Here is a 22,040-nt window from a genome sequence, read left to right as displayed (position 1 = left end):
CGCAACCCTGATATTCGGATGGCCTGGGCCGAATAGGGTTGATCCGACCCTCGTGGCGGCTATGGTCGCGCCGAAACGAGGGATTTGTCTTGAGCTCTTCGCATTCAGCGGCGCCGGTCGTCACCATCGGAAAGGTCAAGTTCGGCAACGATCTGCCGATCTCGATCATTGCCGGACCCTGCCAGCTCGAAAGCCGCCAGCATGCGCTGGAGGTCGCCTCCGCGCTGAAGGAGATCGCGGCCCGGCTGAACATCGGCCTCGTCTACAAGACCTCGTTCGACAAGGCCAACCGCACCAGCGCGTCCGCGGCACGCGGCCTGGGTCTTGCGCAGTCGCTGCCGATCTTCGCCGAGATCCGCGGCTCGCTCGGCCTGCCTGTCCTGACCGACGTGCACGAGGCCACGCAATGTGCCGAGGTGGCGCAGGCCGTGGACATCTTGCAGATTCCCGCCTTCCTGTGCCGGCAGACCGATCTGCTGCTGGCGGCGGCTGCGACCGGCAAGGTCGTCAACGTCAAGAAGGGACAATTCCTCGCGCCGTGGGACATGACCAATGTCGTCACGAAGATCACCGGCGCCAACAATCCCAACGTGCTGGTCACCGAGCGCGGGGTGTCGTTCGGCTACAACACGCTGGTCTCCGACATGCGCGCGCTGCCGATCCTGGCGCGCACCACCGGTGCGCCCGTGATCTTCGATGCCACCCATTCGGTGCAGCAGCCGGGCGGGAAGGGGGCCTCGTCGGGCGGCGAGCGCGAATTCGTGCCGGTGCTCGCACGCGCGGCGGTTGCGGTCGGCGTTGCCGGCGTCTTCATCGAGACCCATCCCGATCCCGACCGCGCGCCCTCTGACGGACCCAACATGGTGCCGCTGCGCGAGTTCGAGGGGCTGATCGCCAGGTTGATGGCGTTCGACGCGCTGGCAAAGAACCCGCGCTGATGCCGCACGGCGAGGCGCGGCCGCACGATCACGGCTTGCCGACAGCGCTCTACGTCATCTCGGGTGCAAGCTTCGCCGCGGCCTTGTCGGCGCGCGCGCTCGATCCCGTGCTGCCGCATGTCGCCGAGGATTTCGGAGTCAGCATCGCGACCGCCGCGGGCTTTGCCGCGGTGTTCGCCTTCACCTTCTCGATCATCCAGCCGATCGTCGGGGCCGCCGCCGATCTGTTCGGCAAGACGCGGCTGATGATCGGCTGCCTTGCGCTGCTCGGCCTCGCCAACATCCTGGGCGCATTTTCAACCTCGTTCTCGGTCCTGTTTGCGACCCGCATTCTCGCCGGCATCGGCTCGGGCGGCGTGTTTCCGGTGGCGCTCAGCCTGACCAGTGATCTCGTCGGCCCCGAGAAACGTCAGGTCGCGATCAGCCGCACACTCGCCGGCGCCATGACGGGCAATCTGCTCGGTGCCTCGGCTTCGGGGCTGATCGGCGACTTTCTCGGCTGGCGCGGCGTGCTCGCGGTGCTCGGCGGGCTCGTGATCGTGGCCTCGATCGCGGTCGCCGCCGGCTTTCACGGCGCCAAGGTCAAGCATCCGCCGAAGACCAGCCTGTCGGCGCTGAAGGCCGGCTACCGCACCATCTTCACCAACCCCAATGCCTATGTCTGCTACTCCGCGGTGTTCATCGAAGGCTGCTGCGTGCTCGGCCTGTTTCCCTACATCGCCTCGTTCCTGTTCGAGCTCGGCCAGACCTCGCTCTCGATTGCGGGCATCGTCATCGCGGGCTTTGCCGTCGGCGGCCTGTTCTACACGCTGACGGTGTCGCGGCTGCTGCCGTGGCTCGGCGTCAAGGGCATGATGATCGCGGGCATGACCCTGGTCGCGTCGCAGCTCGTTGCCGTCGCATTCGGTCCGCGCTGGGAAGTGCAGGCGCTCAACCTCGTCGTGATGGGCTGGGGCTTCTACATCGCCCATGGCTGCCTGCAGGTCTTCGCCAGCGAGCTCTCGGTCGAGGCGCGTGCCACCGCGCTGTCGCTGCATTCGTTCTTCTTCTTCATGGGGCAGACCGTGGGGCCGCTCGCCTATGGTTTCGGGCTGCAGCATGCCGGCAAGATGCCGACTTTGGTCGCAAGCGCGGGGATCATGGTGGTACTCGGCTTCGTCTGCGCCCGGCTGCTGAAGCAGCGGGCTCCGGCTGACGCGCGAGCGTGACGGAACAGCAGGGGCCCGAAACTAAATCGGACGTTCTGCCGCGCACGTGCTACAGCCGGGGATGACAAAGTTTCTCATCGCCGCGCTGCTCGGCATAAGTCCAGTCGCAGCGCAGACCTCCGAAGCGCAACCCAAGCCATCGCTGACGGATCGCGAGCAGGTGCAGGCAGATCGTGCCAAGGCGGCCGCCGAGGAAAGGAACGCGCCGACCGCGCGTCCATGGGACAGGGATGCCAGCGGCAAACGTCCCTGGGAAAAGTTGACCGCTCCCAAGTAGTGCGACGCGAGGCGAGACCCAGGATCGCGCTTCGCTTGTCACGTGCCCGCTAGCCGCGCCCGCGATAGGGTGCAACGCCTTGCTCCGGCACCCACAGGCCCTTCGGCACGCGGCCGGTCTGCCAGAACACGTCGATCGGAATACCGCCGCGCGGATACCAGTAGCCGCCGATGCGCAGCCATTTCGGCTTGATCTCGGTCGCGATGCGCTTGCCGATCATCACGGTGCAATCCTCGTGGAAGGCGCCGTGATTGCGGAAGCTCGCGATGTAGAGTTTCAGCGATTTCGACTCCAGCAGCCACGCACCCGGCGCGTAGTCGATCATCAGATGCGCGAAATCCGGCTGGCCCGTGACCGGGCAGAGCGAGGTGAATTCCGGCACGGTAAAACGCACCAGATAGTCGGTACCCTTTTGCGGATTGGGCACGCGGTCGAGCTGGGCCTTTTCGGGCGCATCCGGCCATTCCACGGCATGGCCAAGCTGCAGGGCAGCCGGGTCCAGGCTTGAGGTCTTCGATTTGCTGGGTTTTTTCGACATGAGGCCGCCTCCGAGCGGCCCTCTTAGCCAATCATCCGGCGGCCGTCACCCGGCCTTTTCCACCTCGATGCATTGCGGTAGAAGCACCGCCAACTGCCCCCCTTTGTTTCTCGAAATGAGGCTCTCATGACCGCCATCATCGACATCATCGGCCGCGAAATCCTGGATAGCCGGGGCAATCCCACCGTCGAGGTCGATGTTGTGCTGGAGGATGGGGCGCTCGGCCGCGCCGCGGTGCCCTCGGGCGCCTCCACCGGGGCCCATGAGGCCGTGGAACTACGCGACGGCGACAAGGCCCGTTATCTCGGCAAGGGCGTCTCCAAGGCCGTCGGCGCCGTCAACGGCGAGATCTTCGAGGCCCTTAGCGGCCTCGATGCCGAGCAGCAGGCCCAGATCGACCAGATCATGATCGACCTCGACGGCACCGCGAACAAGAGCCGGTTAGGCGCCAACGCCATCCTCGGCGTCTCGCTCGCCTGCGCCAAGGCGGCCGCGAACTCGCTCGACATGCCGCTCTACCGCTATGTCGGCGGCACCTCGGCCCGGCTGCTGCCGGTGCCGATGATGAACATCATCAATGGCGGCGTGCATGCCGACAACCCGATCGACTTCCAGGAGTTCATGATCCTGCCCGTCGGCGCGTCGTCCTTCGCCGAAGGCCTGCGCTATGGCGCCGAAGTCTTCCACACGCTGAAGTCCGAATTGAAGAAGGCCGGCCACAACACCAATGTCGGCGACGAGGGTGGCTTTGCCCCGAACCTGCCGTCGGCCGACGCTGCGCTCGAGTTCGTGATGAACGCGATCGGCAAGGCCGGCTTCAAGGCCGGCACCGACATCGTGCTCGGTCTCGACTGCGCCTCGACCGAGTTCTTCAAGGACGGCAAGTATGTCTATGAAGGCGAGGGCAAGACCCGCTCGATCTCCGAGCAGGCCAAGTACCTCGCGGACCTCGTCGGCCGTTATCCGATCGTCACCATCGAGGACGGCATGTCGGAAGACGACATGGACGGCTGGAAGGAGCTCACCGACCTCATCGGCAAGAAGTGCCAGCTCGTCGGCGACGACCTCTTCGTCACCAACGTCAAGCGCCTCGCCGACGGCATCAAGACCGGCCGCGCCAACTCGATCCTGATCAAGGTCAACCAGATCGGCACGCTGACCGAGACGCTCGCCGCCGTCGAGATGGCGCACAAGGCCGGCTACACCTCGGTGATGTCGCATCGCTCCGGCGAGACCGAGGATTCCACCATCGCCGACCTCGCGGTCGCCACCAATTGCGGGCAGATCAAGACCGGCTCCCTTGCACGTTCCGACCGCACCGCCAAATACAACCAGCTCCTGCGCATCGAGCAGCAGCTCGGCAAGCAGGCGCTGTACGGCGGCAGGGCCGCACTGAAGGCGCTAGCATAAGCCAGCGCTTCGACTCGCGACACGAGACGCACAGGGGAGGATCGACATGAGCGACGGCAAGACCGGACTACCCGAGTCAGGACTGCAACTGCGTTCGCTGCTGAAGAAGAGCGGCGAGCTGGAATTGTCTCTCGTGAACGTCCCGACGCCGGAGCCGGCCGACGACGAGGTCGTCGTCCGCGTCGAGGCGACACCGATCAACCCCTCCGACCTCGGCCTCCTGATCGGGCCCGCCGACATGTCGGCCGCCAAGGCCTCCGGCACCAAGGAGATGCCGGTCATCACCGCGACCATGCCGGAGGCGGCGATGCGGATGATGGCAGCCCGGCTCGACCAATCGCTGCCGGTCGGCAACGAGGGCGCCGGCACGGTGATCCGGACCGGATCGTCGGACGCGGCGAAGGCGTTGATGGGCAAGACCGTGTCGATGATCGGCGGCGCCATGTACACGCAGTACCGGGTGCTCAAGGTCCGCGACGTCATGGAGCTGCCGGAGGGCACCACGGCCGCGGACGGTGCGTCCTGGTTCGTCAATCCGTTGACCGCGCTCGGCATGACCGAGACGATGCGGCGGGAGGGCCACAAGGCGCTCGTGCACACGGCGGCCGCGTCCAATCTCGGCCAGATGCTCAACAAGATCTGCATCAAGGACGGCATCGGCCTCGTCAACATCGTCCGGAGCAAGGAGCAGGCCGACATCCTGCGCAAGATCGGCGCCAAGCACATCGTGGATTCCAGCTCACCGAGCTTCACGGACGATCTCACCAATGCGCTGGTCGAGACCGGCGCCACGATCGCCTTCGATGCCATCGGCGGCGGTAAGCTGGCCAGCCAGATTCTGACGGCCATGGAAGTTGCGGCCAACAAGACCGCGAAGGAATACAGCCGCTATGGCTCCAACGTGTACAAGCAGATCTACATCTACGGCAGCCTGGACAACCGTCCGACCGAATTGAGCCGGTCGTTCGGATTGACCTGGGGCGTCGGCGGCTGGCTCTTGACCCCGTTCCTCCAGAACATCGGCCCGGCCGAGATCGGCCGGCTGCGCCAGCGCGTCGCGTCCGAGCTCAAGACCACCTTCGCCAGCCACTACACCAAGGTGGTGTCGCTGACCGAGGCGCTCGATCCCGCCAACATCGCGGTGTACGCCAAACGGGCCACCGGCGAGAAATTCCTCATCAACCCGAACAAATAACCGAGGTGTGCTTGGGCGGATGATTCCGGGCCGCGGCACGGCGGCCCGGTCGACGCATCATGCCTGAGCCGTTGGGCGGACGACGATCTCGCCGACGTCCACATTGTCCGGTTGGCGTATCGCAAAAGCGATGGCTTCGGCGATGGCGCTCGCCGGAATGGCGATTGCCCTCATAGCCGCCAGTCCCTGTTGCCTCAGCTCGGAATCCGTCATCGAGGAGGGGAGCTCGGTGTCGACATAACCGGGAGAGATGGTCGTCACGCGAAGCGACGGACCGGCCTCCTGACGAAGCCCCTCGGAAATCGCCCTGACGGCGTTCTTCGACCCCGCATAGACTGCCATCGTCGGAACGATCTTGATTCCGGCGGTCGACAGCGTGTTGACGAAATGACCGAAGCCCTGACGTCGAAAGACAGGCAAGGCCGCGGCAATCCCGTAGAGCACCCCCTTTACGTTCACGTCGATCATGGTGTCCCAGTCGTCGACCCGGAGGTCGTCAAGGCGGGAGATCGGGGCAATCCCCGCATTGTTGATCATGACGTCCAGCTTCCCGTATCGCTCTGTTGCAAGTCCGACGAGGCCGGCAACATCGTCGCGCTGCTTGACGTCGGTGACGCGATAGGACGCCTTTCCGCCCTTGGAGACGATGCTCGCGGCCAGCATCTCCAGTCTGTCGGAGCGTCGCGCGCCGAGGACCATGATGGCGCCCTGCTCTGCGAGATGCCGGGCGGTCGCTTCGCCAATTCCGCTGCTGGCGCCCGTGATGGCGATGACCTTGCCTGCGATACCCGTCATGGCTGTTCCCGTTCAGTTCGTTTGCGGGACAAACGTCGCATCGGAAGCAAGGATGATCTATGCTCGAGTGGGTCGAAAATCGTCGAGATCGGATCAAGCCTTGGACAAGCTCGCGGCCACGCATCTGGGCAAGATCTTGGACCCCAAGACTCCAGACCCTCTGTCTCAGGTCTTCTCACTCCTGGACGTTCGCGCCGCGCGTTGTACGCGGTTCGAGGCGGGCGGCAGGTGGTCGTATCGATTCCCGGCAAAGCCCGCCCTGAAGTTCGGCGCGGTGGTTCAAGGCGAATGCTGGATCGATTTCGGCGATGAAGCCCGTCATCGGCTCGCCTCCGGCGACTGCTTTCTTCTCTCCAATGCGCCGGCCTATGTTCTGGCCAACGACGAACACCTTGCTCCCGAGGATGGTATCGCGGCGTTCGATTGGGCGCAGTCGGACGTCGCGCGCCACGGCGGCGGCGAGACCGTGTTGCTCGCCGGCAGTTTCGGCTTCGAACCGTCGGACGCCGAATTGCTGCTCGACGCGCTTCCGCGCTTTCTGCTCATCCCGTCGCGCAGTCCGCCGGCACCTGTCATTCAGTCCACGCTCGGGATTCTCGACCTCGAAATCAGGGGCACGGGAATTGGAGCGGCGGTGCTCACCAACAGGCTGGCCGACGTTCTGCTGGTCCAGGTGCTCCGTGCGGCGTTGGACCAGAGCGACGGCGAGGGGCTTGGATGGATCAATGCGCTGGTCGATGCCCGGATCGGCAAGGCAATTGGTCTGATGCACGCAGACGCCGCTCACCCCTGGACCCTGGACGCATTGGCCGGCGCGATCGCAATGTCGCGCTCTGCGTTTTCGAAGCGGTTCAAGTCTCTGGTCGGGCTGGCGCCGCTCGACTACCTGCTTCGCTGGCGCATGCGGCTGGCACGCGACCAATTGCGGCTTGGCGTCAGCGTTTCAGCAACCGCCGCGCGGCTGGGATATTCGTCGGAGAGCGCCTTCGGGCACGCCTTCAAGCGAGTCTACGGCCAGGCGCCGAAGCGATACTGGCGTAGACAGGCCACCGGCGAAAAATTCCTCATCAACCCAAATAAATAATCGTGACGTGCGCGGGCACGTCACCGAAGGAAGGTCTTGCCTTCTGAGCCAAGCGGGAGATTATTCCGCCGCCATTTGAATGCGGAAAACCGCAAGGGCTCAGAAGGGGACCTCTCCATGACCGATCTCAACCGCCGTCACCTGCTCGCGGGCGCTGCTGCCGTTGGCGCGGCTGCCGTCGCCGGCCTTCGCCCGGCCACCGTCAATGCCGCAGTGCCGCAAGCCGGGACGCAGGCGCCGGGCTTCTATCGCTACAAGGTCGGCAGCTTCGAGTGCACCTCGATCAATGACGGCGCACGCACCTTCCCGATGCCGGACAAGTTCGTCGCCAACAAGCCGAAGGAAGAGGCGCTGGCCGCGGGCGAGGCGGCCTACATGCCGAAGGGCATGGTCACGGTGCCGTTCAACCCGCAGCTCATCAACACCGGCTCCAAGCTCGTCCTGATCGACACCGGCAACGGCGTTGCCAATTTCGAGGCGAGCAAGGGTGCGGTCGGTCGCACCTTGCAAAACCTCCAGGCTGCCGGCGTCGACCCCAAGAACATCGACGTCGTGCTGCTCTCGCATCTTCACCCCGACCACACCAACGGCATTCGCCTGGCCGACGGTGGGCTCGCATTTCCCAATGCCGAGATCATGGTGCCGGGCAAGGACTGGGAGTTCTGGACCAGCGAGGACAACACCGCCAAGGCCGAGTCCAATCCGATGATGAAGAACTACTTCGCCAACGTGAAGAAGACCTTTGCCGGCCTCGAGTCCAAGGTCACCAAGTTCGAGTGGGGCAAGGAAGTCGCGCCGGGCATCACCTCGATCGCAACCCCGGGCCACACGCCGGGGCACACCTCGTTCGCGATCGCCTCGGGCGATGCCAAGGTGCTGATCCAGTCCGACGTCACCAACATTCCGGAATTCTTCCTGCGCAATCCCGACTGGCACGTGATGTTCGACGCCGACCCCGCGCTGGCGCAGGAGACGCGCCACAAGTTCTACGACATGGCGGCGGCGGAGAAGGCGACCGTGGTCGGCTTCCACTTCACGTTCCCGTCGGTCGGCCATGTCGAGAAGGACGGCGCCAAATACCGTCTGATCCCCTCGGCGTGGAATCCGACGATCTGAGCCGAGGTAGACATTTGCGCGATGATCGGGCCGCCGCCGGGCGGCCCGATTGCGTTGGGCGACCATCTGCTTTCGCGAAACGCTGCGTTTCCAAATCGAGCCGGTTCATGCACTTGCATCAAATGGTCCGGATCGCTTAAGTGCCGCCGGCACTTTCCTCTAGGGTTCAAGGACACCTCATGGCCTACAACATCGTCGTTATCGCCGGCAGCCTGCGCAAGGAGAGCTTTTCGCTCAAGATCGCCAACGCGCTCGCCAAGCTCGCGCCCGGCTCGCTCAAGCTCGAGGTGATCACGCCGGCGGGCATCTCGTTCTTCAACCAGGACCTCGAAGGCGCGCCGCCCGCCGACTGGCTGGCCTTCCGTGACAAGCTTCAGAAGTCGGACGGCGTCATTTTCGTCACGCCCGAATACAACCGCGCCATCCCGGGCGTGCTGAAGAATGCCATCGACGTCGCCTCGCGGCCCTATGGCAAGAGCTCGTTCAACGGCAAGCCGGTCGGCATCATCTCGAACTCGCCGGGACCGCTCGGCGGCGTCAGCGCCGCAAAGACGCTGCAGAACATCCTGCCGGGCATTGCCGGCCCGATCATGCAGCAGCCTGAGACCTATCTGAACGCGGTCGGCGACGCCTTCGATGCGGACGGCAATCTGACCAAGGAGTCGCTGAAGCCGGTGCTCCAGGCCTATATCGACGCCTTCGCCGCGCACGTCGCCAAGCACCACGGCTGACGCTGTCCTTCCGTCGTGGCCGGGCGACAGCGCGAAGCGCGTCTTCGCGCTGGATGTCCCGGCCATGACGATTGGCGGCTCGGGCAGGGGTGATTAGCACTCCCTTAACCAACCTGTCCCATCTTCCCAAGATGGTCTCCCGCGCGCGCCTGAAATCGATCCTGACCGGCCTTGCCCTCTATGCGATGGCGGCCGCCATCGTCGGCTATTTCGGCGTCAACGCCTATACCGGCAAATACGGCCTCAACGCCCGCCAGGAACTCGACCAGGAGATCATCGCCCTGACCAGCGAACTGGCCCAGCTCAAGCGTGAGCGCGCCAGGAGCGAGCAGCGGGTGTCGCTGCTGCGGTCCGCGCGGATCGACCCCGACATGCTGGACGAGCGGGCGCGCTTCCAGCTCGACTACGTCAATCCGCGCGATCTGGTTCGGATGATCCCGGCCAAGTAGCGTTTTCCGCGACGCTCGAAACCGACACGAAAGCCGTTGCCCAAATCCGATCGAAATGGCCCGTCGCTCCTGCGAAGGTCGTAAGTCTGGAACCCGCCGGTTGCCTTGACGGCGGCGCCGCGGCGGGCTCATGGCTTCTGGTGGCATTGTTCCGAAGTTGACGCAGATCAAGCGGGCAGGGCCGGCACGTTCTAGTCTGTCATCCGGAGGAAACTGTGATGAATGGGTCAATGCCCCGGCATCACGCGGCCCGTGTCGAGGCCGCCATCGCGTCAGGCCAGGCGGCACGGTCCGCGCTCGTGGCCTCGTGGCGCCGTTCGTCCAGATTGCATCATCTCGATCCCGGCGGGAGAACCTCGCCGATGCGGCTGACCGAGGCCGAGCTGCTGCAGGCACGCGAGCGCATTGCGCCGCTGCTGGCCGCGGCGCAAGGGGCGATGGACCGGCTTTATCAGGCCGTCGGCGCCAGCGGCTGCTGCGTGCTGCTCGCCGACGGGGAGGGTGTGCCGGTCGATCGTCGCGGCACGCCGGCGGATGATGCGACGTTCCAGTCCTGGGGCCTGTGGACCGGTGCGCTCTGGAGCGAGGAGCACGAGGGCACCAACGGCATCGGCACCTGCCTGGTCGAGCAGCGTCCGCTGACGATCGACCGGGACCAGCATTTCTTCACCCGCAACACGCTTCTGAGCTGCACCGCCGTTCCGATCTACGACCATGAGGCCGCGCTCGCGGGCGTGCTCGACGTTTCCTCCTGCCGGGCCGACAGGACCGACGCGTTTTCCAGCCTGATCGCGCTTGCGGCAGGCGAGGCGGCCAGGCGTATCGAAGCCGACCTGTTCCGTCGGGCTTTCGCCGACGCCCGCATCGTGCTGACGCAAGCTGCGGACGGGCAATGCGGAGGCCTGGTGGCGGTCGATGCGGACGACCTCGTGATCGGCGCGACCCGCTCCGCCCGGGCGGCGCTCGGTCTTGCTCCCAGCCGGGCCTTGCAGCCGGTGCCCGCGGCCGATCTGCTCGGCGGCGATGCCGCACGCGATCATCTCGCCGGCGGTCAGCGCGCGGTGGTGCAGCGGGCGCTGCTCCGTGCTGGCGGCAACGTCTCGGCGGCCGCCAAGGCCCTCGGCGTCAGCCGCGCCACGCTGCACAGGAAGCTGAAGCGGTTCGAGCTGAACCACTAAGCGGCGTCGCTTACTCAGGCTGTGATCTCTTGCCCCGGACGCAGCGCAGCGCGTCGCCCTTGCGACGTGGTGCGCTGCTGCGCGTCCGGGACACGAGAGTGTGTCGCAGAACTGCGACAGGTCGGCTCCGCCATCGCTTTCCCCCGGGCTGACAGAAGACACCTCCCGCATCATCGTCCGCGCAAGTCGCGAGCCACGCGACGAATTGCACAAACAGCAAACATCGGGAGTGATCAATGAACAAGGTGGAATTCCTCAGCGTCACCAAAGTTCCCTTTGCCGAACGCTATGACAATTTCATCGGCGGCAGATTCGTCGCGCCGATCTCGGGCAAATATTTCGACAACGCCTCGCCGGTGAACGGCCAGATCGTCTGCAAGATCGCGCGCTCGGACGCGCAGGACGTCGAACTGGCCCTCGACGCGGCGCATGCCGCCAAAGGCGCCTGGGGCCGCACCAGCGTCGCCGAGCGCGCCGCGGTCCTGAACCGGATCGCCGATCGCATGGAGGAGAACCTGGAGCGCCTCGCGATTGCCGAGACCTGGGACAATGGCAAGCCGATCCGCGAGACCCGCGCCGCCGACATCCCGCTCGCCATTGATCATTTCCGCTACTTCGCCGGCGTCGTGCGCGCCCAGGAAGGCTCGATCGGCGAGATCGACCACGACACCATCGCCTATCATTTCCACGAGCCGCTCGGCGTTGTCGGTCAGATCATCCCCTGGAACTTCCCGCTGCTGATGGCCTGCTGGAAGCTTGCGCCTGCGCTCGCCGCCGGCAATTGCGTGGTGCTGAAGCCCGCCGAGCAGACCCCGGCCTCGATCATGGTCTGGGCCGAGATCATCGCCGACATCCTGCCCCCCGGCGTCCTCAACATCGTCAACGGTTTTGGCCTCGAGGCCGGCAAGCCGCTGGCCTCGAGCCCGCGCATCGCCAAGATCGCCTTCACCGGCGAGACCACGACGGGCCGGCTGATCATGCAGTACGCCAGCCAGAACCTCATCCCCGTCACGCTGGAACTCGGCGGCAAGTCGCCCAACATCTTCTTCAACGACGTCACCGCCGAGGACGACGACTTCTTCGACAAGGCGATCGAAGGCTTCGTCATGTTCGCGCTGAACCAGGGCGAGGTCTGCACCTGTCCGAGCCGGGCGCTGGTCCACGCCGATATCTATGACCGCTTCATGGAGCGGGCGCTGAAGCGCGTCGCGGCGATCAAGCAGGGCGACCCCCGCGATGCCACCACCATGATCGGTGCGCAGGCCTCCGGCGAGCAGCTGGCGAAGATCCTGTCCTACATCGACATCGGCAAGCAGGAGGGCGCCAAGGTGCTCGCGGGCGGCGGACGTGCCGAGCTCGGGGGCGATCTCGCCGGCGGCTTCTACGTCAAGCCGACCGTGTTCGAGGGGCACAACAAGATGCGGATCTTCCAGGAGGAGATCTTCGGGCCCGTGGTCTCGGTCACGACCTTCAAGACCGATGACGAAGCGCTCGAGATCGCCAACGACACGCTCTACGGCCTCGGGGCCGGCGTCTGGAGCCGCGATGCCAACCGCTGCTACCGCTTCGGCCGGGCGATCCAGGCCGGCCGTGTCTGGACCAACTGCTACCATGCCTATCCCGCCCATGCCGCGTTCGGCGGCTACAAGCAGTCGGGCGTCGGTCGCGAGACCCACAAGATGATGCTCGATCATTATCAGCAGACCAAGAATCTCCTGGTCAGCTACAGCCCGAAGAAGCTCGGCTTCTTCTGATCGGGCAGAGCGGGCGGCGCTGTTTTGGCGCCGCTCGTTCCGGCAAAGGGGAGCCGGTCCGTGCGGCGTTAGGTTTGTTGCCCGATCAGCGCCAAAGATTTTCCAATATTTCGACCACGTTGCACTGCGGCATAATGAAAGTCGTGGCAGGCCGTAGTGGTGCTTTCCAATGGTGTTTGACTTGGGTTAGAGAGGGCGAAAGTTTTCTCTGACCCGGAATTCCTATGGCCGCACCCAAGAAAGCCGCCGCAAGCACTCCACAGGACAAGACCGACGGCGGTTCGCCCCCGGAATTCACCAGGGAGCAGGAGCTCAAGGCGCTCCGCGACATGCTCCTGATCCGGCGGTTCGAGGAAAAGGCCGGCCAGCTCTATGGCATGGGCGCGATCGGCGGCTTCTGCCATCTCTATATCGGCCAGGAGGCCGTGGTGGTCGGCATGCAGATGGCCCTGAAGCAGGGCGATCAGGTCATCACCGGCTATCGCGATCACGGCCACATGCTCGCCACCGGCATGGACGCCAACGGCGTCATGGCCGAGCTCACGGGCCGCCGCGGAGGCTATTCCAAGGGCAAGGGCGGCTCCATGCACATGTTCAGCAAGGAGAAGCACTTCTACGGCGGTCACGGCATCGTCGGCGCCCAGGTCTCGCTCGGCACCGGTCTCGCCTTCGCCAACAACTATCGCGGCAACGACAATGTCAGCGTCACCTATTTCGGCGACGGCGCGGCCAACCAGGGCCAGGTCTACGAGAGCTTCAACATGGCGGAGCTCTGGAAGCTGCCGGTGATCTACGTCATCGAGAACAACCGCTATGCCATGGGCACCGCGGTCTCGCGCGCCTCGGCGCAGCAGGATTTCTCCAAGCGCGGCGTGTCCTTCAACATCCCCGGCAAGCAGGTCGACGGCATGGACGTGCGCGCCGTCAAGGCCGCCGGCGACGAGGCCGTCGCCTGGTGCCGCGCCGGCAAGGGTCCCTTCATCCTGGAGATGCAGACCTACCGCTACCGCGGCCACTCGATGTCCGACCCTGCAAAATATCGCACGCGCGAGGAGGTCGAGAAGGTTCGCCACGACCAGGACCCGATCGAGCAGGTGCGCAACCGCCTTCTGGCCGCCAAGGTCAGCGAGGCCGATCTGAAGGCGATCGACGCCGAGGTGCGCGACATCGTCAACGCGTCCGCCGATTTCGCCCAGCATGATCCCGAGCCGGATGCCGCCGAGCTCTGGACCGACGTTTACCGCTGAACGCGCGCAAGCTTTCTTTTGGAGTCGATATGCCAATTCAAGTGCTGATGCCCGCGTTGTCGCCCACGATGGAGAAGGGCAACCTCGCCAAATGGCTGAAGAAAGAGGGCGAGACGATCAAGTCGGGTGACGTGATCGCCGAGATCCAAACCGACAAGGCGACCATGGAGGTCGAGGCGACCGACGAGGGTACGCTCGGCAAGATCCTGATCCCCGAGGGCACCGCCGACGTCGCGGTGAACACGCCGATCGCGACCATTCTCGCCGACGGCGAGAGCGCTGCCGATCTTGCCAAGGCACCAGCGCCGACCGCGAAGGCCGCGGAGTCGGCGCCGCCCGCCGCCGCGAAGAGCGAGGCACCCGCGCCCAAGGCTGCGCCAGCGCCGCAAGCTGTCGCCGAGCCTGATCCGGAAGTGCCTGCCGGAACCGAGATGGTGACGCAGACCATCCGCGAAGCCTTGCGCGATGCCATGGCCGAAGAGATGCGCCGCGACCCCGACGTCTTCGTGATGGGCGAAGAGGTCGCCGAATATCAGGGCGCCTACAAGGTGACGCAAGGGTTGCTCCAGGAGTTCGGCGCCAAGCGCGTGATCGACACCCCGATCACCGAGCACGGCTTTGCCGGCGTCGGCGTCGGCGCCGCCATGACGGGCCTCAAGCCGATCGTCGAGTTCATGACCTTCAACTTCGCCATGCAGGCGATCGACCAGATCATCAACTCCGCCGCCAAGACGCTCTACATGTCCGGCGGCCAGATGGGCTGCTCGATCGTGTTCCGCGGGCCGAACGGCGCGGCAGCCCGCGTCGCCGCCCAGCACAGCCAGGATTATTCGGCCTGGTACTCGAACGTTCCGGGCCTCAAGGTCGTCGCGCCGTTCTCGGCCGCCGACTACAAGGGCCTGCTCAAGGCCGCGATCCGCGATCCCAATCCGGTGATCTTCCTCGAGAACGAAGTGCTCTACGGTCACACCGGCGAAGTGCCGAAGCTCGATGATTTCATCATCCCGATCGGCAAGGCGCGGATCGTGCGTTCCGGCAGCCACGTCACCATCATCTCGTGGTCGAACGGCATGACCTATGCGCTGAAGGCCGCCGACGAGCTCGCCAAGGACGGCATCGAGGCCGAGGTGATCGACCTGCGCACGCTGCGCCCGATGGACACCGAGACCATCATCAACTCCGTCAAGAAGACCGGCCGCGCCGTCACGGTGGAAGAGGGCTGGGCCCAGAGCGGCGTCGGCGCCGAGATCGCCGCGCGCATCATGGAGAACGCCTTCGACTATCTGGACGCGCCAGTTGCGCGCGTCTCCGGCAAGGACGTGCCGATGCCCTATGCGGCCAACCTGGAGAAGCTCGCGCTGCCCTCGGCGGCTGAAGTCGTCGAGGCTGCCAAAGCCGTCTGCTACAGGTAGAGTCAGGCGCACCATGTACAAGCTGACCTGGTATATCTACTGGCGCTGGATATTGGCAGCTTTGGCTTTCACAGTTCTGATTCCGCTCGCGTTCATGGTGGTTGAGTTTCCATTGATGTTGTTGCTGGCGATCGTGTCGCGAATGCTGGGTTATCCGGAGTTTGCGACCACCGCTTCTGCCGTCGTCAATGCCATGATCTTCCAGCCGCTGGTTCTGGATTTGGTATTCTTAGCCGTCGGCTTCTTGGTTCTGCGGTCCATGCTGAAACGAGCAATTGGAGTAGAGTTGGACGGGAAGGTTCTTGTCCTTCAGGACACATCGGAATCATCTCAATGAGTGGCCCGAAGGAGCAGCCACTGCCGCCCGACGTCCTCGCCCGCGACGACGCGGTCGAAATCCTGCGCGTGTTCGTGCTGGACGGCGGGCTGTCGATGGCGTTCCAGCGGGCCTTCGAGGAGCCCGACATGTGGGGCTTGCTGCTGGTCGATCTCGCCCGCCATGCCGCGCGCGCCTATGCGCGCGAGAGCGAATACACGGAAGAGGACGCGCTGAACCGGATCCTGGAGATGTTCCAGGCCGAGATCGAGCGTCCGACCGACACCGGCACCACGACGCCGCGCGGGAAGGGACACTGACCGTGGCCGTCGAAGCGCACCATTACGATCTCATGCTGGAGGCGATCCGCGAAGCCGAGGCCTCGATCGCGCAAGGCGGCCTGCCGATCGGCGCCGTGCTGACGCGCGACAACAAGATCATCGCCCGCGGCCACAACAACCGCGTGCAGGAGAACAATCCGATCCTGCACGGCGAGATGAGCTGCCTGCGCGAAGCCGGCGCGATCTCGTTCCACGACACCGTCATGTACACCACGCTGTCGCCATGCGCGATGTGCGCGGGCGCGCTCTCGCTGTTCAAGGTCAAGCTCGTGGTGATCGGAGAGTCCGTCACCTTCGAGGGGTCCAAGGACATCCTCGACAAGTTCGGCATCCCCTGGATCGACCTTGCCGACGACCGCTCCATCACCATGATGAAGAATTGGCGTTCCGTCCCTGCCAATGAGCGCCTCTGGCAAGGCGACATCGGCAACTAAACCTGGTCTGTTCGTCTTCGCTGTCGAAGGCGGATTTTTGCAAAGTTCTTCTTGAGGTCAGCATGCCCATCAACATCCTGATGCCCGCTCTCTCGCCGACGATGGAGAAGGGCAACCTCGCCAAATGGCTGAAGAAGGAAGGCGACAAGGTCAAATCCGGCGACGTCATCGCCGAGATCGAGACCGACAAGGCCACCATGGAGGTCGAGGCCATCGACGAGGGCACGATCGCCAAGATCCTCGTGCCCGAGGGCACGCAGGACGTCCCGGTCAACGACGTGATCGCGGTGCTCGCCGGCGAGGGCGAGGACGTGAAGGCTGCAGGCAGCGCCAAGCCCAGCGCTTCGGCTGCGCCGCCGAAGGCCGAGAAGCCCGCTGAGGCCCCCGCCGCAGCGCCAGCGCCTGCACCGGCCGCGCCCAAGGCTGCACCGCCGCCTGCCGCTGCACCGGCCCCGCAGGCTGCAGCGTCGGCCGCACAGGCCAACGGTCATGGCGGCCGCGTGTTTTCCTCGCCGCTGGCGCGGCGTCTGGCCAAGGAGGCCGGCATCGATGTGTCGATGGTGACTGGCACCGGCCCGCACGGCCGCGTGGTTGCGCGCGACGTCGAACAGGCCAAGTCCGGCAAGGGTCTCAAGGCGCCCGCCGCAGCACCGTCCGGTGCGCCCTCGATCGCGCCGACCATGTCGGACAAGCAGATCCTGTCGCTGTTCGAGCCGGGCTCCTACGACATCGTCCCGCATGACGGCATGCGCCGCACGATCGCGCAGCGCCTGACCGCATCGATCCAGAACGTCCCGCACTTCTACCTGACCATCGACTGCGACATCGGCAAGCTGCTCGCTGCGCGCGAGGAGATCAACGCGGCCGCGCCGAAGGACAAGGAGAAGAAGCCGCTTTACAAGATCTCGGTCAACGACTTCGTCATCAAGGCGATGGCGGTGGCGCTGCAGAAGATCCCGAACTGCAACGTCAGCTGGACCGAGAGCGGCATGGTCAAGCACCATCATTCCGACGTCGGCGTTGCCGTCGCAATGCCCGGCGGCCTGATCACCCCGATCATCCGGAAAGCGGAGACCAAGACGCTCTCCACCATCTCCAACGAGATGAAGGATTTTGCCGCGCGCGCCCGTTCGCGCAAGCTGAAGCCGGAAGAGTATCAGGGCGGCACCACCGCGGTCTCCAACCTCGGCATGTACGGCATCAGCCACTTCACCGCCGTGATCAATCCGCCGCATGCGACCATCCTCGCGGTCGGCACCAGCGAGGAGCGGCCCGTCGTGCGCGGCGGCAAGATCGAGATCGCGCACATGATGAGCGTGACCCTGTCCTGCGATCACCGCGCCATCGACGGCGCGCTAGGGGCAGAGCTGATCGGCGCCTTCAAGCAGCTGATCGAAAACCCTGTGATGATGATGGTCTGACGCGGCGGCAAAGGGGGCAACCTTGCATGTCCGTACCCGCTGGCCATGGATATCGCTACTGCTCGGCGCCGTCGTCGCGCTCAACCCGATTGGGCTCGACTTTCTTCACTCTGCGTTCTTTGCCGGAGAGCAACTGGCACGGAACATCGCTCAGCCTATCGTGCTCGCCGCGCTGGCCGTCCTAGGCCTGGTGGTGGTGTTCGAATGGCTGGTGAGATCTTTTCTGGTCAAGCGCCGCGCCCGCGGTGCATCCACGTGACTTGAATGGGAGCCGCCATGGCCGACACGTCCTTCGACATCATCATCATCGGCTCCGGTCCCGGCGGCTATGTCACCGCCATCCGCGCCGCGCAGCTCGGCTTCAAGGTCGCGATCGTCGAGAAGTCGTATCTCGGCGGTATCTGCCTGAACTGGGGCTGCATCCCGACCAAGGCGCTGCTGCGCTCGGCCGAAATCTACCATTACATGCAGCACGCCGGGGATTACGGCCTGTCGGCGGAGAAGGTCTCGTTCGACCCGAAGGCCGTGGTGCAGCGCTCGCGCGGCGTCTCGAAGCGGCTGAACGACGGCGTCGGCTTCCTGATGAAGAAGAACAAGGTCAGCGTGATCTGGGGCGCGGCTTCGATCGACGCGCCCGGCAAGGTCACCGTGAAGAAGTCCGACGTCGAGGGCCCGAAGGGCGCGCTGGGCGAGGGGACCTATCAGGCCAAGCACATCATCGTCGCGACCGGCGCGCGGCCGCGTGTGCTGCCCGGGCTCGAGCCCGACAAGAAGCTGGTCTGGACCTACTTTGAAGCGATGGTGCCGGAGCGGATGCCGAAGTCGCTGCTGGTGGTCGGCTCGGGTGCGATCGGCATCGAGTTCGCCTCGTTCTTCCACACCATGGGTTCGGAGGTCACGGTCGTCGAGGTGTTGCCACAGATCCTGCCCGTCGAGGACGCCGAGATCGCCGGCCTTGCGCGCAAGCGCCTGGAGAAGCAGGGCATCAAGATCATGTCCTCGACCAAGGTGACCAAGCTCGAGAAGAAGGCCGACAGCGTCGTCGCCACCATCGACGACGGCAAGGGCAAACCCGTCACGACCGAATTCGAGCGCGTGATCTCGGCCGTGGGTGTCGTCGGCAATATCGAGAATCTCGGCCTCGAGAAGCTTGGTGTCAAAACCGACCGCGGCTGTATCGTCATCGACGGCTACGGCAAGACCAACATTCCCGGCATCTATGCCATCGGTGACGTTGCCGGTCCCCCCATGCTCGCGCACAAGGCCGAGCATGAAGGCGTGATCTGCGTCGAGGCCATCAAGGGCCTGCATCCGCATCCCATGGACAAGAACATGATCCCGGGCTGCACCTATTGCCACCCGCAGGTCGCCTCCGTCGGCCTCACCGAGGCCAAGGCGAAAGAGAGCGGCCGCGAGATCCGCGTCGGCCGCTTCCCCTTCGTCGGCAACGGCAAGGCGATCGCGCTCGGCGAGGACCAGGGCCTCGTCAAGGTCATCTTCGACAAGAAGACCGGACAGCTATTGGGGGCCCACATGGTCGGCGCCGAAGTGACCGAGCTGATCCAGGGCTATGTCGTTGCCATGAATTTGGAGACGACCGAAGAAGAGCTGATGCACACGGTGTTCCCGCATCCGACCCTGTCGGAGATGATGAAGGAAGCTGTGCTGGATGCTTATGGACGGGTGTTGAATATTTGACCGCTCGTCATGCGCGGGCTTGACCCGCGCATCCATCCATCGAAGCGCTCTTCGTGAGATGGATTGCCGGGTCAAGCCCGGCAATGACGGAGGCAAGAAACTGGCAACAAGGAAGAAGAAAGAAGCGAGCCATGCACGACAACGACAATCTCACCATCGAACGCCCGACCTTCGTCACCCATCTCGAATGCGCGATGGAGGGCGATCATTACGCCGCCGACCAGGTCCACAATCTCTCCAAGGCCGGCAAGCCGCTCTTGGTGCGCTACGATCTCGCCGGCGTGAAGAAGGCGCTGACCAAGGATGCGCTCAAGGAACGCCCCACCGACATGTGGCGCTACCGCGAGCTGCTGCCGGTGCGCAAATGCCGGGACATCGTCTCGCTCGGCGAAGTCACGACGCCGCTGATCCGGCTGCCGAAGCTGGGCAAGAAGCTCGGTGGCGGTGAGATCATCGTGAAGGATGAAGGCCGCCTGCCGACCGGCTCGTTCAAGGCGCGGGGCCTCGTCATGGCGGTATCGATGGGCAAGGCGCTCGGCATCAAGCACATGGCGATGCCGACCAACGGCAATGCCGGCGCGGCGCTCGCGGCCTACGCCACGTCCTGCGGCATCAAGACCACGATCTTCTGTCCGGCCGATACGCCCGAGGTGAATGTCAGCGAGATCGAGCTGCAGGGCGCGACCGTCTACCGCGTCAATGGCTATATCGACGATTGCGGCAAGATCGTCGGCGAAGGAAAAGCAAAAGTCGGCTGGTTCGACACTTCGACTCTGAAGGAGCCGTACCGCATCGAAGGCAAGAAGACGATGGGCCTGGAGCTCGCCGAGCAGCTCGATTGGGACGTGCCCGACGTGATCTTCTATCCGACCGGCGGCGGCACCGGCCTGATCGGCATGTGGAAGGCGTTCGACGAGCTCGAGAAGATCGGCTTCATCGGAAGCAAGCGCCCGCGCATGGTCGCGGTGCAGGCCTCGGGCTGCGCGCCGATGGTGCGGGCCTATGATGCCGGTACCGAGCACGCCACGCGCTGGGAGGACGCCCACACCATCGCGTCGGGCATCCGCGTGCCGCAGGCGATCGGCGATTTTCTCATCCTGCGCGCGGTGCGCGAGAGCAAGGGGTTTGCGATCGCCGTCGATGACGACAAGATCTCGGCGGCGCTGAACGAGGTCGCACGCGAGGAGGGGCTCTTGCTGTGTCCCGAGGGCGCCGCGACCTATGCCGCCTACAAGGAGAGCCTTGCCGACGGCCGCGTCGCGAAGAGCGACCGCGTCATGCTGTTCAACTGCGCCACCGGCCTGAAATATCCGCTGCCGCCGGTCACCCGCACGCTCGATCGCCACAAGCCGATCGACTATTCGCAGTTCTAAGCGAGACCCTGCGGCGGAGCGCAACGATCACGCGGGCGCGTCATTTCGTCTCTTCACGAACAATCCCTCTTCCCGTACGCGGGAAGAGACAAGAACAACAATGACATCGCTGGGGAGAAGACAATGACGAAGGCCGTCTGGGCTGCGCTGATTGCTGTTCTCGCTGTGACCGGCGCCGCGCGCGCCGATGACTATCCCTCCCATCCCATCACCATCATCGTGCCGTTCTCGGCCGGCGGACCGTCGGACGCAATGGCGCGCGTGCTCGCCGAGCGGATGCGCACTGCGCTCGGCCAGCCTCTCGTGGTCGAGAACGTCACCGGCGCCGGCGGCTCGATCGGCGTCGGCCGAGCCGTGCAGTCCCCGCCGGACGGCTACACCATCTCGTTTGGTCATCTCGGCACCCACGTCGCCAACGGGGCCGTCTACAAGCTCAAATACGACCTCGTCACTGACCTCGAACCCGTGGTGCTGCTGCCGAGCAACCCGATGATCGTCGTCAGCAAGACCGCGGTCCCCGCGACCTCGCTGAAGGAGCTGATCGAATGGCTGAAGTCGCGGCCGTCGCCGCCGACGGCGGGCACCGCCGGCGCCGGTTCCGGCAGCCACATTGCCGGCGTCTATTTCGAGAGCGTCACCGGCATCAAGCTGCAATACGTGCCGTATCGCGGCACCGCGCCGGCGCTGAACGATCTCATCGCCGGTCAGATCGACGTCATCGTTGACCAGACCTCCAACTCGATCGCCCAGGTCCGCGCCGGCACCATCCGCGCCTACGCCATCACCGACAGCAAGCGCCTCGCCTCGGCGTCCGACATCCCGACCGCGGAGGAGACGGGCCTGAAGGGCTTCAACATGACGCTGTGGTCGGGCATGTGGGTGCCGAAGGGCACGCCGAAGGAGATCGTGGCCAAGCTCAACGCCGCAGCCGTCGAGGCGCTGAACGATCCTGCGGTGAGGAAGCAACTCGAAGGCCAGGGCCTGGAGATGACGCCGAAGGATCAGCTCACGCCCGAAGCGCTCGGCGCGCGGCAAAAGGCCGAGATCGAAAAATGGTGGCCGATCATCAAGGCCGCGAACATCAAGGTGGATTGAGGATAGCTTCGTAGGGCGGATTAGCCGAAG

At 64.8% G+C, this 22,040-nt stretch carries 23 protein-coding genes; 21 read left to right on the top strand and 2 right to left on the bottom strand.

Features of this window, described 5'->3' with window-relative positions; translation table 11 throughout:
* The first annotated feature begins 89 nt into the window (after window positions 1-89).
* The 3 genes from kdsA to CO669_RS24035 all read left to right on the top strand — a co-directional run bounded on the left by kdsA (window position 90) and on the right by CO669_RS24035 (window position 2,423).
* Window positions 90-938 (top strand): 3-deoxy-8-phosphooctulonate synthase, encoded by an 849-nt coding sequence (gene kdsA / locus CO669_RS24045; RefSeq protein WP_097662429.1) that lies wholly within the window; start codon window positions 90-92, stop codon window positions 936-938.
* Window positions 938-2,146 (top strand): MFS transporter, encoded by a 1,209-nt coding sequence (locus CO669_RS24040; protein WP_097662428.1) that lies wholly within the window; start codon window positions 938-940, stop codon window positions 2,144-2,146. Before kdsA ends, CO669_RS24040 begins: the two co-directional genes overlap by 1 nt.
* A gap of 61 nt (window positions 2,147-2,207) precedes the next feature.
* Window positions 2,208-2,423: a hypothetical protein gene (locus CO669_RS24035; protein WP_097662427.1), complete on the top strand. Its 216-nt coding sequence runs from the start codon at window positions 2,208-2,210 to the stop codon at window positions 2,421-2,423.
* A 49-nt stretch (window positions 2,424-2,472) separates the two neighbouring features.
* Here the strand turns inward: CO669_RS24035 and queF are convergent, their stop codons facing one another.
* Complete coding sequence (queF, locus tag CO669_RS24030) at window positions 2,473-2,961, bottom strand: preQ(1) synthase (RefSeq protein WP_097662426.1); 489 nt, start codon at window positions 2,959-2,961, stop codon at window positions 2,473-2,475.
* Window positions 2,962-3,087: 126 nt separating this feature from the next.
* On the opposite strand from queF, the gene eno reads away from it, so the two are divergent.
* Window positions 3,088-4,371, top strand: a complete 1,284-nt coding sequence (gene eno / locus CO669_RS24025; protein WP_097662425.1) for a phosphopyruvate hydratase — start codon at window positions 3,088-3,090, stop codon at window positions 4,369-4,371.
* 46 nt (window positions 4,372-4,417) lie between these two features.
* Complete coding sequence (locus CO669_RS24020; RefSeq protein ID WP_097662424.1) at window positions 4,418-5,566, top strand: zinc-binding dehydrogenase; 1,149 nt, start codon at window positions 4,418-4,420, stop codon at window positions 5,564-5,566.
* A 57-nt stretch (window positions 5,567-5,623) separates the two neighbouring features.
* On the opposite strand, the gene CO669_RS24015 is transcribed toward CO669_RS24020, so the two are convergent.
* The gene (locus tag CO669_RS24015) at window positions 5,624-6,361 is read right to left on the bottom strand and encodes an SDR family oxidoreductase (RefSeq protein WP_097662423.1); all 738 of its coding nucleotides are present in this window, start codon (window positions 6,359-6,361) and stop codon (window positions 5,624-5,626) included.
* Between the two features lie 100 nt (window positions 6,362-6,461).
* On the opposite strand from CO669_RS24015, the gene CO669_RS24010 reads away from it, so the two are divergent.
* The 16 genes from CO669_RS24010 (at window position 6,462) to CO669_RS23935 (ending at window position 22,010) form a co-directional block, all read left to right on the top strand.
* Window positions 6,462-7,445 carry an AraC family transcriptional regulator gene (locus CO669_RS24010; protein ID WP_245444460.1) on the top strand — a complete coding sequence of 328 codons (984 nt, stop codon included), beginning with the start codon at window positions 6,462-6,464 and terminating at the stop codon, window positions 7,443-7,445.
* A 117-nt stretch (window positions 7,446-7,562) separates the two neighbouring features.
* Window positions 7,563-8,561, top strand: a complete 999-nt coding sequence (locus CO669_RS24005) for an MBL fold metallo-hydrolase (protein ID WP_097662421.1) — start codon at window positions 7,563-7,565, stop codon at window positions 8,559-8,561.
* Window positions 8,562-8,740: 179 nt separating this feature from the next.
* On the top strand, window positions 8,741-9,292 hold the full coding sequence (locus CO669_RS24000) for an NADPH-dependent FMN reductase (protein WP_097662420.1): 552 nt from the start codon (window positions 8,741-8,743) through the stop codon (window positions 9,290-9,292).
* A 131-nt stretch (window positions 9,293-9,423) separates the two neighbouring features.
* The gene (locus CO669_RS23995) at window positions 9,424-9,741 is read left to right on the top strand and encodes an FtsB family cell division protein (protein ID WP_097662417.1); all 318 of its coding nucleotides are present in this window, start codon (window positions 9,424-9,426) and stop codon (window positions 9,739-9,741) included.
* A 218-nt stretch (window positions 9,742-9,959) separates the two neighbouring features.
* Window positions 9,960-10,919 carry a helix-turn-helix domain-containing protein gene (locus CO669_RS23990; protein WP_198964233.1) on the top strand — a complete coding sequence of 320 codons (960 nt, stop codon included), beginning with the start codon at window positions 9,960-9,962 and terminating at the stop codon, window positions 10,917-10,919.
* Between the two features lie 236 nt (window positions 10,920-11,155).
* Window positions 11,156-12,673: an aldehyde dehydrogenase gene (adh, locus tag CO669_RS23985; protein WP_097662413.1), complete on the top strand. Its 1,518-nt coding sequence runs from the start codon at window positions 11,156-11,158 to the stop codon at window positions 12,671-12,673.
* Between the two features lie 224 nt (window positions 12,674-12,897).
* On the top strand, window positions 12,898-13,920 hold the full coding sequence (gene pdhA / locus CO669_RS23980; RefSeq protein ID WP_097662412.1) for a pyruvate dehydrogenase (acetyl-transferring) E1 component subunit alpha: 1,023 nt from the start codon (window positions 12,898-12,900) through the stop codon (window positions 13,918-13,920).
* A gap of 29 nt (window positions 13,921-13,949) precedes the next feature.
* On the top strand, window positions 13,950-15,332 hold the full coding sequence (locus CO669_RS23975) for a pyruvate dehydrogenase complex E1 component subunit beta (RefSeq protein ID WP_097662411.1): 1,383 nt from the start codon (window positions 13,950-13,952) through the stop codon (window positions 15,330-15,332).
* A gap of 13 nt (window positions 15,333-15,345) precedes the next feature.
* Window positions 15,346-15,669, top strand: a complete 324-nt coding sequence (locus CO669_RS23970) for a hypothetical protein (RefSeq protein ID WP_097662410.1) — start codon at window positions 15,346-15,348, stop codon at window positions 15,667-15,669.
* A complete protein-coding gene (locus CO669_RS23965; protein WP_097662409.1) occupies window positions 15,666-15,968 on the top strand; it encodes a DUF5076 domain-containing protein in 303 nt (100 codons plus the stop codon). The genes CO669_RS23970 and CO669_RS23965 overlap by 4 nt, the downstream gene beginning before the upstream one ends.
* A 2-nt stretch (window positions 15,969-15,970) precedes the next feature.
* Window positions 15,971-16,423: a nucleoside deaminase gene (locus CO669_RS23960; RefSeq protein ID WP_097662408.1), complete on the top strand. Its 453-nt coding sequence runs from the start codon at window positions 15,971-15,973 to the stop codon at window positions 16,421-16,423.
* Between the two features lie 62 nt (window positions 16,424-16,485).
* A complete protein-coding gene (locus CO669_RS23955; protein WP_097662407.1) occupies window positions 16,486-17,844 on the top strand; it encodes a pyruvate dehydrogenase complex dihydrolipoamide acetyltransferase in 1,359 nt (452 codons plus the stop codon).
* A gap of 22 nt (window positions 17,845-17,866) precedes the next feature.
* A complete protein-coding gene (locus CO669_RS23950) occupies window positions 17,867-18,103 on the top strand; it encodes a hypothetical protein (protein ID WP_097662406.1) in 237 nt (78 codons plus the stop codon).
* A gap of 17 nt (window positions 18,104-18,120) precedes the next feature.
* Window positions 18,121-19,542, top strand: coding sequence for a dihydrolipoyl dehydrogenase (lpdA, locus tag CO669_RS23945; protein WP_097662405.1), 1,422 nt, complete (start codon window positions 18,121-18,123; stop codon window positions 19,540-19,542).
* Window positions 19,543-19,673: 131 nt separating this feature from the next.
* Window positions 19,674-20,915, top strand: a complete 1,242-nt coding sequence (locus CO669_RS23940) for a threonine synthase (protein ID WP_097662404.1) — start codon at window positions 19,674-19,676, stop codon at window positions 20,913-20,915.
* A 123-nt stretch (window positions 20,916-21,038) separates the two neighbouring features.
* Window positions 21,039-22,010: a tripartite tricarboxylate transporter substrate binding protein BugD gene (locus tag CO669_RS23935; protein WP_097662403.1), complete on the top strand. Its 972-nt coding sequence runs from the start codon at window positions 21,039-21,041 to the stop codon at window positions 22,008-22,010.
* Window positions 22,011-22,040 lie beyond the last annotated feature (30 nt).

It is taken from the genome of Bradyrhizobium sp. Y36, assembly GCF_002531575.1.
GTDB lineage: Bacteria > Pseudomonadota > Alphaproteobacteria > Rhizobiales > Xanthobacteraceae > Bradyrhizobium.
This window is presented reverse-complemented; position numbering and strand designations above follow the sequence as displayed.

What these genes read in the sequence shown, in the direction of transcription:
- CO669_RS24015 (WP_097662423.1), bottom strand. Translation starts at nt 6,361, where the DNA reads ATGACGGGTATCGCAGGCAAGGTCATCGCCATCACGGGCGCCAGCAGC.
- CO669_RS24035 (WP_097662427.1), top strand. Translation starts at nt 2,208, where the DNA reads ATGACAAAGTTTCTCATCGCCGCGCTGCTCGGCATAAGTCCAGTCGCA.
- queF (WP_097662426.1), bottom strand. Translation starts at nt 2,961, where the DNA reads ATGTCGAAAAAACCCAGCAAATCGAAGACCTCAAGCCTGGACCCGGCT.
- CO669_RS24000 (WP_097662420.1), top strand. Translation starts at nt 8,741, where the DNA reads ATGGCCTACAACATCGTCGTTATCGCCGGCAGCCTGCGCAAGGAGAGC.
- pdhA (WP_097662412.1), top strand. Translation starts at nt 12,898, where the DNA reads ATGGCCGCACCCAAGAAAGCCGCCGCAAGCACTCCACAGGACAAGACC.
- CO669_RS23975 (WP_097662411.1), top strand. Translation starts at nt 13,950, where the DNA reads ATGCCAATTCAAGTGCTGATGCCCGCGTTGTCGCCCACGATGGAGAAG.
- CO669_RS23955 (WP_097662407.1), top strand. Translation starts at nt 16,486, where the DNA reads ATGCCCATCAACATCCTGATGCCCGCTCTCTCGCCGACGATGGAGAAG.
- CO669_RS23940 (WP_097662404.1), top strand. Translation starts at nt 19,674, where the DNA reads ATGCACGACAACGACAATCTCACCATCGAACGCCCGACCTTCGTCACC.
- lpdA (WP_097662405.1), top strand. Translation starts at nt 18,121, where the DNA reads ATGGCCGACACGTCCTTCGACATCATCATCATCGGCTCCGGTCCCGGC.
- CO669_RS23990 (WP_198964233.1), top strand. Translation starts at nt 9,960, where the DNA reads ATGAATGGGTCAATGCCCCGGCATCACGCGGCCCGTGTCGAGGCCGCC.
- CO669_RS24040 (WP_097662428.1), top strand. Translation starts at nt 938, where the DNA reads ATGCCGCACGGCGAGGCGCGGCCGCACGATCACGGCTTGCCGACAGCG.
- CO669_RS23935 (WP_097662403.1), top strand. Translation starts at nt 21,039, where the DNA reads ATGACGAAGGCCGTCTGGGCTGCGCTGATTGCTGTTCTCGCTGTGACC.
- adh (WP_097662413.1), top strand. Translation starts at nt 11,156, where the DNA reads ATGAACAAGGTGGAATTCCTCAGCGTCACCAAAGTTCCCTTTGCCGAA.
- CO669_RS23970 (WP_097662410.1), top strand. Translation starts at nt 15,346, where the DNA reads ATGTACAAGCTGACCTGGTATATCTACTGGCGCTGGATATTGGCAGCT.
- CO669_RS24005 (WP_097662421.1), top strand. Translation starts at nt 7,563, where the DNA reads ATGACCGATCTCAACCGCCGTCACCTGCTCGCGGGCGCTGCTGCCGTT.
- CO669_RS23965 (WP_097662409.1), top strand. Translation starts at nt 15,666, where the DNA reads ATGAGTGGCCCGAAGGAGCAGCCACTGCCGCCCGACGTCCTCGCCCGC.
- eno (WP_097662425.1), top strand. Translation starts at nt 3,088, where the DNA reads ATGACCGCCATCATCGACATCATCGGCCGCGAAATCCTGGATAGCCGG.
- CO669_RS24020 (WP_097662424.1), top strand. Translation starts at nt 4,418, where the DNA reads ATGAGCGACGGCAAGACCGGACTACCCGAGTCAGGACTGCAACTGCGT.
- CO669_RS23995 (WP_097662417.1), top strand. Translation starts at nt 9,424, where the DNA reads ATGGTCTCCCGCGCGCGCCTGAAATCGATCCTGACCGGCCTTGCCCTC.